Source organism: uncultured Selenomonas sp. (assembly GCF_963528755.1).
Classification (GTDB): Bacteria; Bacillota; Negativicutes; order Selenomonadales; family Selenomonadaceae; genus Selenomonas.
This window is the reverse complement of record NZ_CAURXA010000004.1, coordinates 55,853-69,979: the sequence shown is the minus strand read 5'-3', so window position 1 is coordinate 69,979 and position 14,127 is coordinate 55,853. Positions and strand designations below refer to the sequence as shown.

13 protein-coding genes and 1 pseudogene are annotated in these 14,127 nt (G+C 58.9%); 3 read left to right on the top strand and 11 right to left on the bottom strand.

All coding sequences use genetic code 11. The features are described 5' to 3' along the window. Positions 1–4: 4 nt before the first annotated feature. The 3 genes from RWS31_RS05935 to RWS31_RS05925 all read right to left on the bottom strand — a co-directional run bounded on the left by RWS31_RS05935 (position 5) and on the right by RWS31_RS05925 (position 4,290). Positions 5–1,000 carry a helix-turn-helix transcriptional regulator gene (locus RWS31_RS05935; protein ID WP_399553740.1) on the bottom strand — a complete coding sequence of 332 codons (996 nt, stop codon included), beginning with the start codon at positions 998–1,000 and terminating at the stop codon, positions 5–7. A gap of 318 nt (positions 1,001–1,318) precedes the next feature. Beyond that, positions 1,319–2,917: an SH3 domain-containing protein gene (locus tag RWS31_RS05930; protein WP_314596676.1), complete on the bottom strand. Its 1,599-nt coding sequence runs from the start codon at positions 2,915–2,917 to the stop codon at positions 1,319–1,321. 17 nt (positions 2,918–2,934) lie between these two features. After that, positions 2,935–4,290: an MATE family efflux transporter gene (locus RWS31_RS05925; protein WP_314596674.1), complete on the bottom strand. Its 1,356-nt coding sequence runs from the start codon at positions 4,288–4,290 to the stop codon at positions 2,935–2,937. A 429-nt stretch (positions 4,291–4,719) separates the two neighbouring features. Between RWS31_RS05925 and RWS31_RS05915 the strand changes: the two are divergent. Beyond that, a pseudogene (locus RWS31_RS05915) lies at positions 4,720–5,202 on the top strand (pyridoxamine 5'-phosphate oxidase family protein). 89 nt (positions 5,203–5,291) lie between these two features. Here the strand turns inward: RWS31_RS05915 and RWS31_RS05910 are convergent. Together RWS31_RS05910 and RWS31_RS05905 are read right to left on the bottom strand one after the other, a co-directional pair. Beyond that, positions 5,292–7,016, bottom strand: a complete 1,725-nt coding sequence (locus RWS31_RS05910) for an FAD-dependent oxidoreductase (protein ID WP_314596670.1) — start codon at positions 7,014–7,016, stop codon at positions 5,292–5,294. Between the two features lie 52 nt (positions 7,017–7,068). Continuing rightward, entirely contained in the window at positions 7,069–7,371 is a 303-nt protein-coding gene (locus RWS31_RS05905) for a helix-turn-helix transcriptional regulator (protein ID WP_009646990.1), read from the bottom strand. A 208-nt stretch (positions 7,372–7,579) separates the two neighbouring features. Between RWS31_RS05905 and RWS31_RS05900 the strand changes: the two genes are divergently transcribed. Further along, entirely contained in the window at positions 7,580–7,858 is a 279-nt protein-coding gene (locus RWS31_RS05900; protein WP_298588030.1) for a type II toxin-antitoxin system RelB/DinJ family antitoxin, read from the top strand. Next, positions 7,855–8,142 carry a type II toxin-antitoxin system YafQ family toxin gene (locus RWS31_RS05895; protein WP_314596666.1) on the top strand — a complete coding sequence of 96 codons (288 nt, stop codon included), beginning with the start codon at positions 7,855–7,857 and terminating at the stop codon, positions 8,140–8,142. Before RWS31_RS05900 ends, RWS31_RS05895 begins: the two co-directional genes overlap by 4 nt. A 42-nt stretch (positions 8,143–8,184) precedes the next feature. On the opposite strand, the gene smpB is transcribed toward RWS31_RS05895, so the two are convergent. From smpB to RWS31_RS05865, 6 genes are all read right to left on the bottom strand, one after another. Further along, positions 8,185–8,661 carry an SsrA-binding protein SmpB gene (smpB, locus tag RWS31_RS05890; protein WP_006193795.1) on the bottom strand — a complete coding sequence of 159 codons (477 nt, stop codon included), beginning with the start codon at positions 8,659–8,661 and terminating at the stop codon, positions 8,185–8,187. A 55-nt stretch (positions 8,662–8,716) separates the two neighbouring features. Then, complete coding sequence (gene rnr, locus RWS31_RS05885; protein WP_314596663.1) at positions 8,717–11,320, bottom strand: ribonuclease R; 2,604 nt, start codon at positions 11,318–11,320, stop codon at positions 8,717–8,719. Next, a complete protein-coding gene (locus RWS31_RS05880; RefSeq protein ID WP_314596661.1) occupies positions 11,307–11,732 on the bottom strand; it encodes a PaaI family thioesterase in 426 nt (141 codons plus the stop codon). Before RWS31_RS05880 ends, rnr begins: the two co-directional genes overlap by 14 nt. A gap of 23 nt (positions 11,733–11,755) precedes the next feature. Beyond that, the gene (locus tag RWS31_RS05875; RefSeq protein WP_314596659.1) at positions 11,756–12,505 is read right to left on the bottom strand and encodes an alpha/beta fold hydrolase; all 750 of its coding nucleotides are present in this window, start codon (positions 12,503–12,505) and stop codon (positions 11,756–11,758) included. 145 nt (positions 12,506–12,650) lie between these two features. Further along, on the bottom strand, positions 12,651–12,866 hold the full coding sequence (gene secG / locus RWS31_RS05870) for a preprotein translocase subunit SecG (RefSeq protein ID WP_314596965.1): 216 nt from the start codon (positions 12,864–12,866) through the stop codon (positions 12,651–12,653). Between the two features lie 131 nt (positions 12,867–12,997). Continuing rightward, the gene (locus tag RWS31_RS05865) at positions 12,998–14,026 is read right to left on the bottom strand and encodes an ABC transporter substrate-binding protein (RefSeq protein WP_314596657.1); all 1,029 of its coding nucleotides are present in this window, start codon (positions 14,024–14,026) and stop codon (positions 12,998–13,000) included. Positions 14,027–14,127: the final 101 nt, after the last annotated feature.

The window sequence follows — 14,127 nt, the reverse complement described above, 5'->3', positions numbered from 1 at the left end:
ATTCTTATCCTTTGGCGTATTTCTTCGCCATATCCAAAACTGTCGCCTTGACGGCCTCACGCAAACTTTGCGGCTCTTTGATTTCAATATGCCCACCGTATTGCAATGCCCAATATTTCATCGCCCGTTCGTTACATTTAAGCGTCACAAGCATTTTATTTTCAGTCTCTTTCTTGATGTAAAAATCCCTACCAAACCAATCGATCAGTTCGTCCATCAAATCCGTGTCGGCGATGAATTTCACCATCACGCTATCGCCGCTGTACATGTAGATATGTTCTGCCATGTGCTTGGGGAGGCTCCAACCTCTGGCAAGTTCCCTGACATCCTTTTTCGGTTTGACCTGCTCCGAGAGCATGGTGACCGAAGTTATGCGGTCAATGCGGTAGTGGGACAGGTCATCGTATTTGTCGTAATTGCCGATAAGATAGTAGCGCCCGTTGTTGGCAACCATATAGTAAGGATTCACGATGTACGGCTCATCGCGTCTTGGATGAAGTTTGAAGTCTGTGCCGTAGCAGTTATAGATGAAGCTGACCTTCTTCTTTTCCTCTATGGCATCGTTTAGTGTATCTAAGACTACCATGACTTGTTTGTTGTCGGAATGGAACATTTCAGGCAAGTTCGACACATGAGAAACCTTGGCGTGAAAGTAACGATTGCCGCAGCCCTTTAGTTTTTTGACGAGCCGCTGGGCTTGCGCTCCCGACAAGTTTTTCGAAAAGAGAACGCTGTCAATCAACATCCGCAGTTCCGCATTCTCAAAATCCCGCTCTACCAGATAGCAGCCACGCTCCGTGGCGATTTCGTAGCCCATGTCCTTGAGAGAGCGGATATTGTTGCGAATGGAACGCCTATCACACTCCGCACCGTAGTTCAGTTTGAGAAGGTCGATGATTTCCTGCTGCGTAAGCCTATGCTCGGTATCTGTGTATTCCTTCAGTATCTCCAGTATCAACATATTGAGCATTTTCTTATTGTCTCCGGCATAAACATTCATTGGCATCCTCCCTGGTGATACTTTCTATGTCCCTTTTCATCTCGTAATGTCATTATAGCATAAGCGATGGGTAAAAATTTACCCGTCAGGAAAATGCTCAAAAAATTATAACGAAGACTCCTCTGATAGTCTTAGCGCGCCATTTCCCTTGCCCGTGACCGTCAAGATATGTCGTGCGGCCAATATGCGTCTTATTTCACTTTTACAATCAAAATGAAATAAGATACTCTTTTTCTCCTCCTTATTTCAACCTCAGAACATTCCATCTATATCTTGCACAAAAAATGCGCCGGGCATCGAAACCTGGCGCACCATGCCTTATCGGAAACTGCCCACCCCTGTGCAATCGTCGAGATTCCTGCCTTCCGTGCTCGTCAAAAAGTAGGCGTCGCTGACGAGCACGCGGCGGATGCGGCAACGCTTGAGGCCTTCCTGCGTCTTTTCCCAGCAGCCGCTCAAGGAATGTATGACATACGTCTTGCCATCGACCGAGCCGAGCGTGAGCATCACATGGCCGGGGCGAAAGAGAAGGCTCGCAGGCGGTGCGGCGAGAAGCGCTTCGGTTCGCTCCTCGGGCGTAAGATCGTCGAGCGGCGTGAAAAAGATGTGCGGCGCGGCATCTTCCGTGCCGCGCCGACGCACCCCGAATGCCGCAGCCTTTCCCCGCGCACCGTGCGCCGCATTCTGTGCATCGCCCACATGGGCACTCGCTCGCAGAAACGCCTCCTCCTGCTCATCGGCGTCGCGCGGCAGTTCGATGCCGACCATGCGGTAGACATCGGCGACGAACGAGGAGCAGTCGACGCTCTCATCCTGCCCGCCCCAACCATAGACGTCGCCGAGACACGCGAAAGCCGCGCGGCGCAGATTGTTCGCCGTATAGGGCAGGCTGCCGTGATGGAGCGCGGCGGCTTCCATGTCGCCCGCGTCCTCCACAGCAAGGCTCGCTCTCTCGCTGTACGGAAGCGGCACAAGCATTTCTTGGAGACTGCCGTCCGCCGCACGCTGCGGCAGACGCGCGAGATGCGCTCCGCCCTGCTGCACGAGCGGAATGCGGCTGCCGAGCTGATAGACCTGCCCGCCTGCCTCCTCGGGCGTTTCGTAGCGATTTTGCGTGACGACGAGGAAATCTTCGGGCTGCACATAGGCGAGCCACGTCTCGCGCGTTGTCAAGGCGACCGCCCCCCTCGCCAGCCAGCCGCGATAATAGCGCATGGAAACGAAGAGGAACTTGCCGTCTGCGCTCTCGCTCCAAACGGCAAGCGGCTCAGCGGGATCGACGGCGGTCGCCTGCAGGATGTCGTAATGGACATCGTCGGGCGCATCGAGCCAAGCCTCCTCGGTCGGTAAACAGCGCAAGTCGGCGCGGCGCACGCAGATTCCATAGCGCAGAGGATTGCGGAGCGGCAGCCTGTCCGCCGCGCAGTTTTCGACAGTCGCCTGATACGCCTCAGCCGAAAGCGGCTCTGTCGGCGCGTACCAATCTTCGCGCTCGGGCGCGGCTTCTTCCATCCAGTGTCGGAGCTGCCGCCTCGATACGGCACGCGGCAATTCCGCCAGAGAAACGAGACTCGGCTGATTCGCGTGCAGCTCCTCGTTGAGACGTGCCACGTCCTCCGCCGTGCCAAGGAGGCGATCGCCTGCCGCATCGCACCAGAAGCCGGCGTCATCGTAGGGAGCGCCGAGCGCCATGCCATAGTCGGGCGATGCATCTTCCTCAGTCTGCCCCCGCACATCGTCCGCCAGCTCCGCCTTCAATGCAGGCTGAGCGGAAACTGCCGCCGCATCTGTCACGGACAACACTGCCGCGGCAGTCGTTCCCGCTTTAGCAGCCGTCAAATCCGCCCCGCCGAGAAACACGCCGACCGCAGCCAAAAAGCACGCAGCATGCTTCCCGATATTTCTCGAAACTTTCATTTTCGCACACATACCTCTCAACGCTCCAAAATCACAGCGCCCGCCGCCTTGTCCTCGCGAAAGGAACGCGCCGCCCCCCAAAGCTGGCGGAAGGAAAGCAGTACGGCGGCCGCATCTGCCGCAGGAACGGCGAGCCATGCGCCGTCAAGGCCGAAAAAGTGCGGCAGGAGCAGCAGGAACACCACGATGCCGACGAGATTGCGCACAAAGGACAGGATTGCCGACATCCTGCCGTCCGACAACGCCGTGAAAAAGGTCGAGGAGAAAAGGTTGAAACCGCAGAGCAAAAAGCTCCACGAGAACAGCCCGAAGCCGCCGAGAGCCAGCGCATAGGCACGTCCTCCATCCGGCAGAAACAGCGTCATCAGCGGTACGGCGAATATATTTGCCGCCGCAAAGGACAAAATTCCGAAGAGAAAGATAATGCCAAGCGACAGCCGCAGAAGGCGCAGAAGCTCGGCATATCCTTTCGCGCCGAATTGGTAGGAAAATACAGGTGCGACGCCATTGGCGAAACCCATGAGTATTGCCGTCAGGAGCATTTCCGCATAGAGGATGACACTGATCGCCGCGACGCCGTCCGCTCCTGCATAGGAGAATGTCACGAGGTTAAAGAGATACGTCGTAATACCTACGGAAAGCTGCGTGACCATCTCGGAAGAGCCGTTGTAAAGTGCCTGGAAAAGCGGACGCACAGCGAAGGAAAACCGCTCGAACGCGAGCGTGCGGCTGTAGCGCGAAAAGTAAACGAGACCCAAGACCGCCGCGACGACATCCGAGATGCCCGTCGCAAGGCCCGCACCGAAGATGCCCATGCCGAAGTGCGCGAGAAACACATAGTCGAGTCCAACATTGACAAGTCCCGCTGTCAATGATACGAGAAATCCCTGCACGGGGCGGCCATCCGCAATATAAAAAGCGTTGAATATAATCATCAGAACGACAAACGGCGCGAAGAACATATTCGCCGAGAGATACGCGCGGCAGTCGGCATAAAGCTCGGGTGAAGCGCCGAGAAGCGCCAAAATAGACTCCATGAAAAGGAACACCGTGCCTGCGAGCAATATGCCGAGCGCTGCACCAACAACGACGAGCAGCGTGAAGCGGCTTCTCGCCAATGCCGCATCGCCCTCGCCCAGCGTCTTGGCAACGAGCGCCGAGCCGCCCGAAGAAAGCATGATGGAAAGCCCAAATACGAGATTCAGCGCAGGATAGACGATATTCGATGCAGCGAGCGCGAGGCTTCCCGCATAGCGCCCGATGAAGATGCCGTCCGTCACCGTATAGATAGAAATGACGAGCATCATGCCGACGGCGGGCGCAGCGAAGCGCAAAAGACCGCCGAGGCTGAAATGCTTTGCCAATGTGTTCATGAAATTCTCCTTTTGCAGCTTGACCAGAAGAGCCAATCAGCCTGCGCCCTTTGGGCTTGACTTCTTGGACTTTCATTGTAAGCTTAACGCACAAACGTCCACTTCGTGGACATGGTGCGCACGCCCTTACATGAAAGAGCCAATCAGCCTGCGCCCTTTGGGCTTGACTTCTTGGACTTTCATTGTAAACTTAACGCACAAACGTCCACTTCGTGGACATGGTGCGCACGCCCTTACATGAAAGAGCCAATCAGCCTGCGCCCTTCGGGCTTGACTTCTTGGACTTTCATTGTAAGCTATATGGTAGGGGTGTTGTCAAGTTTTGGGCGAGAATGAAGCGCCTTAGCCCCCTGACCAAGTTCGCATAAAACAAGGCTGCACAAGGAAGCACGGCTTTTCTCCATGCTTCCTCAAAAGGAGACGATTGCCATGTTCAGAGAAATGCGCCGCAAGAATCAACAGATGAGTGATGAAGAAGCCCGCGACATCCTCGCGGCAGCAACCTCGGGCGTGCTCGCGCTCGCGGGCGAAAACGGCTATCCCTATGCCGTGCCCATGAGCTTCGCCTACGACGAGGAAAAGTAACGCCTGCTCTTTCACACGGCACGCGTCGGCCACAAGATGACGGCGATTGAGCGATGTGACAAGGCGTCGTTCTGCATCATTGCCGAGGACAAGGTCGTGCCGCACCGCTTTCTGACGCAATACCGCAGCGTCATCGCCTTCGGCAGGCTGCGCGTCCTCAAGAGCGACGAGGAAAAGCGAGAAGCGGCGGAATTTCTCGGCGAGGCTTACTATCCCGGCCATCCCGAAGCCTGTGATGAGGAGATCAAAAAGCATTGGCCAGCCTTCAACATGGTCGAGCTGAAGATCGAGCACCTGACGGGCAAGAAAGGGAAAGATCTCGTATAGCGAAAAAAGGACAGCCCTGCACCATCCTCGGGATGCTGCCAGGCTGTCCTTTTCTCATCGTATCATCGTATCATCATATAAGCGTTCCATCAAAGGACTTTCGCAGGCGCAGCGGCCACGGGCGACGCCTCGAATTCCTCCATCTTCAGCGACGTATAGCCGCCCGCGATGACCTCTGCGTCATAGCCCGCCTGCTGAAGGAAACGCGCCGCCGTATAAGCGCGCTGCCCGACCTTGCAGAGCACCGCCCAGCGCTGCGAGCGGTCAAGCTCCGAGAAGCGCTCGCGCAGCTCGTCAAGCGGAATCTGCGCGTCAGATGCGGCGGGCGCATGGGAAAGCTCGCTCGCCGTGCGCACGTCGAGCACGCGCACGCCCTCTTCCCGCGCCTCCTTGAGGCGATCTGCGGGCAGGAAGCGCACGAGGCCTGCGAGATCGTTTTCCGCCATGTAGCCCGCCATGTTTACGGGATCTTTTGCCGCGCCGAATGGCGGCGCGTAGGAAAGCTCCAGACTCGTCAGAAAATCCGTGTCCGCGCCCATGGCGATCGCCGCCGCGAGCACGTCGATCCGCGCCTTCACGCCGCCCGCACCGACGATCTGCGCCCCGAGAATCTTGCCGACAGATCCCTTCGTGCGATAGAGGAGCTTCATCGTCATCGTCTGAGCGCCCGGATAATAGCCGACATGCGCGAGCGGATGAAGCGTCACGACGCGGTAATCCTCGCCATAGGATAGACCCTCACGCTCAAGGGTGCGCTCGTTCTTGCCGACGGAAGCCGCCGCGAGGCCGAACACCTTGAGGATCGCCGTGCCGACGAATCCGTCATAGACGCGCCGCCTGCCCGCCATGTTGTCGGCGGCGATACGTCCCTGCCGATTCGCAGGCCCTGCGAGCGGCAGAGCGCCCGCCTTCTTCGTCTGGCGGTCGAGCGTCAGCACGGCGTCGCCCACGGCGTAGACCTCGGGCACGTTCGTCTCCATGCGCTCGTTTACGAGGATGTGGCCGCGCTCGCCGAGCGCGATGCCGCTCGCCTGCAAAAAGCCCGTGTCGGGGCTCACGCCTATGGCGAGCACGACGAAGTCCGCCGCTACCTCGCGCCCGCTCGCAAGGCGCACGAGGATGCCCTCAGCTTCTTCCTTGAACTCCTTCACGCCATCGCCGAGGACGAGTCCGACGCCGTTCTCGTTCATCTCTTTTTCCACGATCTTCACCATGTCCGCATCAAAGGGCGCGAGCACATGCGGCGCCGCTTCGACGAGCGTGACGGAAAGCCCGCGCGCACGAAGATTCTCCGCCATCTCGACGCCGATGAAGCCGCCGCCCACGACGACGGCACGCCCCGTCGCTGCATACTGATCCGCCAGACGGCGCAGAGCCTCGGCATCGGGCACATTGCGAAGTGCGAGGACGCGCGGGCTTTCGATGCCCGGGATCGGCGGCCGCAGAGGTTTTGCTCCGGGCGACAGGAGAAGCGCGTCGTACGGCTCTTCATACGTCTCACCCGCCGGCGTCCGCACCCGGACGCGGCGATTTTCTGCATCGACCTGCACGACCTCGCTTCCCGTGCGCACGTCGACGGCGAAGCGCTCGCGAAACAGCTCGGGCGTCATGAGCAGCAGGCTCTCGCTCTCCTTGATCTCATCACCCACATAGTATGGCAGGCCGCAGTTCGCGAAGGAGATGTGCTCGCCGCGCTCGAAGAGCACGATCTTCGCATCCTTGTCCAAGCGCCTGAGTCGCGCCGCCGCCGTCGCCCCGCCCGCCACGCCGCCGACGATCACATAGCGCTTTGCCTGTTCCTTTTTCATTTCCATACGGATATGCCTCCTTCTGTGCCGCCGCGCTTCGCTCGTCGAAAGAGCGAAATCAGCCCATATCGTGATAATTCTTCTCCTTGCAGAAAAGCCCTTCGAGCAGCTGCTCCACTGCCCGGCTCTTGAGGCGATAGACGACTTCCAGCCCGTTGCGCTCGCCCTCAATGATGCCGACGGCGCGCATCTTCGCGAGATGCTGCGAAATCGTCGACTGCGGCGCTTCGAGGCACTGCTGCATGTGCGCCACATTGCAGCCGCCGCTCTGCCAAAGCCCGCGCGCGATGCAGAGGCGCACGGGATGCGAGAGCGCCTTGAGCATCTCGGCCGCGCGTGCAAGCTCTCGATCTTCTGCCATAGAATCAACTCCAAAATCGTTATATTTATATATTACGATATAGCGATTTATATGTCAAGAATCATGACCGAACTTTTTCGCTTCATTGAAAGCAGGCAATCGGTCTGCATCTTCAGCTTGACCCCTTGGAATTTTATGTTGAATTATTCGTGCACATCATTGTTTTTTTCGTGCAAAACAGTATAATATATATAAGGAGTTGATATTTATGTCCACGGCTACAACGAACATCAGCATACGCATGGATGCAGCACTAAAGGCGCAGGCCGACATCTTCTTCGCCGAGCTCGGCATGAACCTCTCGACCGCTTTTCAAATTTTTGTCCGCCAATCCCTGCGCGAAGGACGCATACCTTTTGACATCGCTTTGGAAAAGCCGAACAAAGAGACTATAGCGGCCTTGCTTGAAGCCGAACGAATCACGAATGACCCGAACGTAAAGGGCTACGATGACCTCGACGAACTTTTTGCGGACTTAAAAAGATGAAAAGCAGATATATTGTCAAAACAACGACACAATTTCGCAAGGATTACAAAGCAGCAGAAAAAAGCGGCAAAAATATGAAGCTCTTGGAAGACGTGATCACAAAGCTGGCTCTCGGCATCCCCTTGCCGGAGAAGAATCGCGACCACGCTCTCAGCGGCACATGGAGCAGTTACCGCGAATGTCATATCTCACCCGACTGGCTGCTGATCTATAAACATCAAAACGATATACTAATCCTTACGCTCGCTCGCATAGGTACACACAGTAAACTTTTCGGCAGATGAATAGCAAAAAGAGATGGCGGATGCCATCTCTTTTTGTTGTATTCACCGACCCTTGCCGTGATCCTTCAAGGCGCGCTCGATGTCGCGCTTGGCGGCCTTTGCCGCGAGGTCGCGGCGCTTGTCGTAGTTGTGCTTGCCGCTTGCAAGTGCGAGTTCTAGCTTCGCCCTGCCCTTCGAGAAGTAGAGCTTCAGCGGCACGAGCGTGAAGCCTTTCTCGCGCGTCTTGGAGAAGAGTTTAACGATCTCCGCCTTGTGCATGAGGAGCTTTCGCTTCCTGAGCGGCTCGTGGTTGAAGATGTTGCCCTGCTCGTAGGGGCTGATGTGCATGTTCTCCACGAAGATCTCGCCGTTCTTGATCGAGGCGAAGCTGTCCTTGAGGTTCACTCTTCCCGCACGCAGGGATTTGACCTCCGTGCCCTGCAGCACGAGTCCCGTCTCAAAGGTTTCGTGTATGAAATAGTCGTGACGCGCCTTGCGGTTTTCCGCGACGATCTTCACGCCGTCGTTCTTGCGTCCCATCGCTTCCCCCCTGCTTCCTTATGCGGCAATCGCCGCTTCCTGCAGCATCTCTGCATCAATCGCTGTTCGCCGTCGCTCGCTGCGTCTTGTTGTGCGGGCGGCGCTTCTTTTCCGGCTTGGGCGCAGACTTCTTGCCCTTCTTGCGCAAGTCCTTCGGCGGCTTCATCCAGAACGCCTTGGGGCGGCTGCTGCTCGACTCGTCGGCGAGAGCGCCCTGCCTTTCTGCCTGGAATCTTTCCGGCCGCTTCGCACCGCGCCCTTTGCCGTGCGGCTTCGCACCCTTATGTCCCTTGCCGTGCGACTTGCGTTCGCCCGTTTCCGCAGGGGTGGATGTCTTCTCCGGACGCTTGTCGCCCTTCACATCGGCGATGATCTCATCCGTACGCTTTTCTTTCGCCGCCTTCCGACCTCTGCCCTTTTTCGAGCGTGCGTCCTTCTTCGCGCCCTTGCCCTTTGAAGACTCACCGCGCTTTACGCCGCCTTCCTCGGGCTTCTTCTTCGCGGCGACAAAGACGCCGTTGTCCTCCAAGATGAAGTCGAGGTTGCGCTCGGCGATATTGGCACGCACGAGCACGACGCGCACAGGCTCGCCGAGGCGGTAGGAAACGTGCGTCGCACCGCCAACGAGCGCGTAGAGGTCTTCGCGGTACTCGTAGTAGTCGTTGACCATGCTCGATACATGCACGAGTCCTTCGACGCCGTTTTCCAGCTCGCAGAAGATGCCGAACGCCGTGACGCCGCTGATGACGGCGTCGAAAGCGTCGCCGACAAACTGCGCCATGTACTCGATCTTCTTCATGTCCTGCGTCTCGCGCTCCGCCTCGATGGCGATGCGCTCACGCGCCGAGGTGTGCTCGGCGATCTCGGGCAAGAGGCTCCTCAGGCGCTCCTGCCGCTCGGCCGCGATCGTGCCCGTCGCAAACGTCTCGCGCAGCAGGCGATGCACGATGAGGTCGGGATAGCGGCGGATCGGCGACGTGAAGTGCGTGTAATGACGCGCGGCGAGTCCGTAGTGGCCGAGCGGCGCGTCGGCGTAACGCGCCTGCTGCATCGAGCGCAGCGAGACGGCGCTGACGATGCGCTCCTCAGGCCTTCCCTTGACCTTTTCCAAGACCTGCTGCACGTCCTTCGGCGCTACCTCGCCCGCCTCGTTCGGCACGAGGTGCAGCGAGAACGTCGCCAGAAGGTTGTTCAGGCGCTCGATCTTCTCGTCCGACGGCTGCTCGTGCACGCGGTAAAGGAACGGCTGCTCCTTCTTCTCCATGTGCTCCGCGACGGTCTCGTTCGCCGCGAGCATGCACTGCTCGATCATCGACTCCGCGAGCGACCCCGTGCGCTTGATGAGCGCGACGGGCTTGCCGCTCTCGTCGAGCTTCACCTTGATCTCGGGCACGTCGAAGCCGATGGAACCGCGCTCATGCCGCGCCTTTTCCATCGCGTCATGCACCTCGCGAAGAGGTGTGAGAAGCGGCAGGAGGTCGGCGTTCTCCGTGCGCACCGCCTCCGCGCCCTCGGCGAAAATCTCGTTGACGAGCGTATAGGTCAGGCGACGATAGACGTGAATGACGACGGGCAGGATCTCGTAGCTCTTGACGAGTCCGTCCGCGCCGATCTCCATCTCGCACGCCATCGCCAGGCGGTCTTCGCCCGCGTTCAGGCTGCATATACCGTTCGACAGCTTCTTCGGCAGCATGGGAATCACGCGGTCGACGAGGTAGACGCTCGTGCCGCGTGCACGCGCCTCGCGGTCGAGCGGCGAATTCTCGCGCACGTACCAACTGACATCAGCGATGTAGACACCGAGGAAGAAACTGCCGTCCGCACGCCGCTCGGCGTAAACGCCGTCGTCCAAGTCCTTCGCGTCCTCGCCGTCGATCGTCACGATGCGAAAACCGCGGCGGTCGCGCCTGCCGCTGAATTCTTCGGGTGAGACAGCGTCCTCGATCGCTGCTGCTTCTGCTGCGACGTCGGCGGAAAACTCCTCCGAAAGCCCGTATTGGCTCATGACGGAGAGCACGTCGACGCCGGGCTCGCCCGCGCGGCCGAGGATTTCCTCCACCTCGCCCTCGGCGTTTCTCCTGCCCGCCGGCCACTTCGTGATGCGCACGACGACTTTCATGCCCGCCTTTGCGCCATGCACAGCGCCCTTGGGAATGAAGATGTCCTGCCCGATCTTTTTGTCATCGGGCGTCACGAAGCCGAAGTGACGGCTCTCCTCAAACGTGCCAACAATCTGCTCGTTGGCACGCTCGACGATGCGGATGATCTCGCCCTCGCGCGAGCGTCCGGCAATTTCCGACGGCGAAATCCTCGCGACGACGCGGTCGCCGTTCATCGCGCCGCCGAGACTCACGCCCGGCACGAAGATGTCGCTGTCCGTCTCTTTCTCGCGCACCTCGGGGATGATGAAGCCGAACCCCTTCGCCGACATCGAGAGCCTGCCGACGACGAGGTTCATGCGCTCGGGCACGCCGAAGCGCTCGTGGCGCGTCTTGATGACGGCCGCGGTCTTCTCCAGCTCTTCCAAAGCCGTCCAAAAGAGCGCGAGTTCTTCTTGCGCGAGGCTCATGGCGGCGGCGAGATCGTCCGCCGTCAGCGGCTTGTACGCCGCCGTGCGCATGTAGTTTACGATGCGCTCCTGCAATTCATTTTGTTCCATTCATTTCTCCTACCAGCGCCATCTTCGCCGTCGCTTCCGCAAGCACGGTGCCGTCAGCGAGCGAAAGTTTGGCGCGCATGTTCACGAACCCCTTGCGGCGGCTCTCCTCCCAGCCCTCGATCAAAAGCTCCTCGCCGACAGGCGCAGGATTTCGATAGCGCACGGCCAGACGCGCCGTCACAGCCCGTTCGCCGAGTCCGTCGTAGAGATAGCCGCCCATCGCCTCATCGAGCAGCGTCGTGACGATGCCGCCGTGCACGATGCCGCTGTATCCCTGATACTCGGGCGCAAGCGCCTTGCGCGCCCGGAATTTCCCATCCGTCAGCTGAAACTCCAGATGAAGCCCGATAGGATTCTTCGGGCCGCAGGCAAAGCAGTAGTCCTCACCCTGCCCGATCTTTTCGTATGGCATAAATCGTTTCCTTCCCCATTCTCTCAAACGCTCCCCATCTCGCGCAAAAACGATGCCGTGCACCGGAAGACCGCCCGTCGCTCGGCATCGAGCATCACGAGATGACCCGAGCGCACGAGCCAAAGAACTTCCTTATGCGCCGCCCCCACATGGTCATAGATATAGCGGAGGCTTCTCCTGTGCGCCGTGCGGTCGTGCAGCGAGTGCACGAGTAGGAGCGGTGCGTGTACCTTTGGCAGCAGCGCCTTGACACACTCGATGAAGCCGACGAGTTCGTGGATGGCGACGAGCGGCATCCTGTCATACGTCACGTTGCAGAACTCGGGCACGTCGCGCAGAGACTTGCGCAGTTTCGGATGAAACCTGCCGATACACGCGCTGCGCGGCGGCAGGTGCTTCATGCCGCGCCCCTCATCAATGAAGATCGGTGCGGCGAGCGTCACGACGCCCGTGACGCGCTTTTGCGCCGCGAGACGAAGCGCCAGCAAAGCCCCCATCGAATGTCCGACGACAGAAATGCGCGGCACGAGCCCGGAAAGAATCGCATAGCCGTCGAGAGCCGAATCGTACCAGTCCTCAGCGTCCGTATGTGCCAGATCCTCGGGACTCGTGCCGTGCCCGGCGAGGCGCGGGCAAAGCACCGTATGACCTACACGATGGAGGGCTTCGGCGAGAAGCCGCATCTCGGGCGGCATGCCCGTGAAGCCGTGCAGGAGCAGCACGCCGTGCGAGCCGCCCGACAAAAGAAAAGGCTCCGCTCCCTCGATGATCATCGCCGCACCCCTCCCTCGACGGCCGAAGGGAAAGGCCCCACAAGCCACGCCCCTCCAATAGAAAGAAACGCCCGGCCTTTTGCCGAGCGTCCGCCGCAAACAGCTGCCAAGAAAGCGCAGAAAACCCCTGCGCTCTATGGCCGCCCTACATCGTCATCTTGGCAATCACGAGCGTAATCGCACCGAAAAGCACCGCCAGGACGACCGTCACACGCGCCAAGAGCGCATCCATGCCGCGCGCCTTCGCGCTGAACACGGTATCGCCGCCGCCTCCGTCGAAGCCGCCCATGCCCGCAGACTTAGGCTCCTGCCCCAAGACGGCAGCGATCAAGAGTATGGCGACAAGCGCATCAAGCACCATCAAAAACGTAAGCAAAAGTGAACCTCCTCCAGTTCAGAGAGTCTCTCCTCTCCTCCTTATTATACTATTCTATCATGAAAGCCCGAGAAGTCAAGAAAAAGGCGCGGCCATCAAGCGCCGCGCCCCTCCCATCAATATTTTCTTTCCTGTATCGCCATCGGGGCGATTTCTGCCGGATAGACGCTGTCCTTGACGAAGACCGTGCGCTCGACCTTCTCGCCGGCTAAGACCTTCTTCGCCATCTCCATCAAGAGCGGACCCTGCAGCGGGTTGCCCTCGACGGTGCAGTTGCTCTTGCCATCGATCATCGCCTGGAAGATCGCACGCGTGCCGTCGCACGAAACGATCACGATGTCCTGCCCGGGTTTCAAGCCCGCCGCCTCGATCGCCTCGATCGCGCCGAGCGCCATGTCGTCGTTCTGCGCGAAGAGAATGTCGATCTTGTCCTTGTAGTTTTTGAGCATCTCCGTCATGACCTGCTTGCCGCCGTCCTTCTGGAACGTCGAGTTCTGTGCGACGAGAATCTCATAAGCGTCCTTGTTCGGCGACGCCGTCATCTCATCGCGAAAGCCCGTGTCGCGTCGCTCGACAACGGACGAACCTGCAGGGCCTTTGATCTCGGCGATGTTGAACTTCGCACCGCCGTCGCGCGGCTTCTTCCCTTTGGCCAACATATAGCCGTCGAGCCAGCGGAACGCCTGACGCCCTTCGAGCACGGAATCCGTGCCGATGCGCATGACGTAGAGGCTATCGTCGTTCGTCTGAAGGTCGCGATCGACGACGATCACGGGAATCTTCGCCGCCTTCGCTTCCTTCAGCACCTCATCCCAACCCGTCGCCACGATGGGCGAGAAGGCGATGATGTCGACCTTCTGCGCGATGAACGAGCGGATCGCCCGAATCTGATTCTCCTGCTTGAGTTCCGCGTTGGAGAACTGCAGCTCGATGCCCGCGTCCTCCGCTGCCTGCTTGATCGACGCCGTATGCGCGGCGCGCCATGTGGACTGGGCGCCGATCTGCGAGTAGCCCATCGTGATCTTGCGGTTTCCAGAACCCGGCTCTGCGCTGCCGACCTTGCTCGCGTCCTGCCCATTCGTCGTACACCCCGCGGCTGCAATCGCCACGAATGCAGCAAGCAGCAAGGCAAAGATTTTCCTCATATCGCTCTCTCCTTTTCGCACTCCTTGATACAGGCATAAACATCCACTATCCAAGGCATAACTTAATACTATCTTAAATCTAGCATCGAACACCGTTTTTG

Coding starts and splice junctions, on each gene's coding strand:
- RWS31_RS05935 (WP_399553740.1), bottom strand. CDS start 1,000: ATGAATGTTTATGCCGGAGACAATAAGAAAATGCTCAATATGTTGATA.
- RWS31_RS05930 (WP_314596676.1), bottom strand. CDS start 2,917: ATGAAAGTTTCGAGAAATATCGGGAAGCATGCTGCGTGCTTTTTGGCT.
- RWS31_RS05925 (WP_314596674.1), bottom strand. CDS start 4,290: ATGAACACATTGGCAAAGCATTTCAGCCTCGGCGGTCTTTTGCGCTTC.
- RWS31_RS05910 (WP_314596670.1), bottom strand. CDS start 7,016: ATGGAAATGAAAAAGGAACAGGCAAAGCGCTATGTGATCGTCGGCGGC.
- RWS31_RS05905 (WP_009646990.1), bottom strand. CDS start 7,371: ATGGCAGAAGATCGAGAGCTTGCACGCGCGGCCGAGATGCTCAAGGCG.
- RWS31_RS05900 (WP_298588030.1), top strand. CDS start 7,580: ATGTCCACGGCTACAACGAACATCAGCATACGCATGGATGCAGCACTA.
- RWS31_RS05895 (WP_314596666.1), top strand. CDS start 7,855: ATGAAAAGCAGATATATTGTCAAAACAACGACACAATTTCGCAAGGAT.
- smpB (WP_006193795.1), bottom strand. CDS start 8,661: ATGGGACGCAAGAACGACGGCGTGAAGATCGTCGCGGAAAACCGCAAG.
- rnr (WP_314596663.1), bottom strand. CDS start 11,320: ATGGAACAAAATGAATTGCAGGAGCGCATCGTAAACTACATGCGCACG.
- RWS31_RS05880 (WP_314596661.1), bottom strand. CDS start 11,732: ATGCCATACGAAAAGATCGGGCAGGGTGAGGACTACTGCTTTGCCTGC.
- RWS31_RS05875 (WP_314596659.1), bottom strand. CDS start 12,505: ATGATCATCGAGGGAGCGGAGCCTTTTCTTTTGTCGGGCGGCTCGCAC.
- secG (WP_314596965.1), bottom strand. CDS start 12,866: ATGGTGCTTGATGCGCTTGTCGCCATACTCTTGATCGCTGCCGTCTTG.
- RWS31_RS05865 (WP_314596657.1), bottom strand. CDS start 14,026: ATGAGGAAAATCTTTGCCTTGCTGCTTGCTGCATTCGTGGCGATTGCA.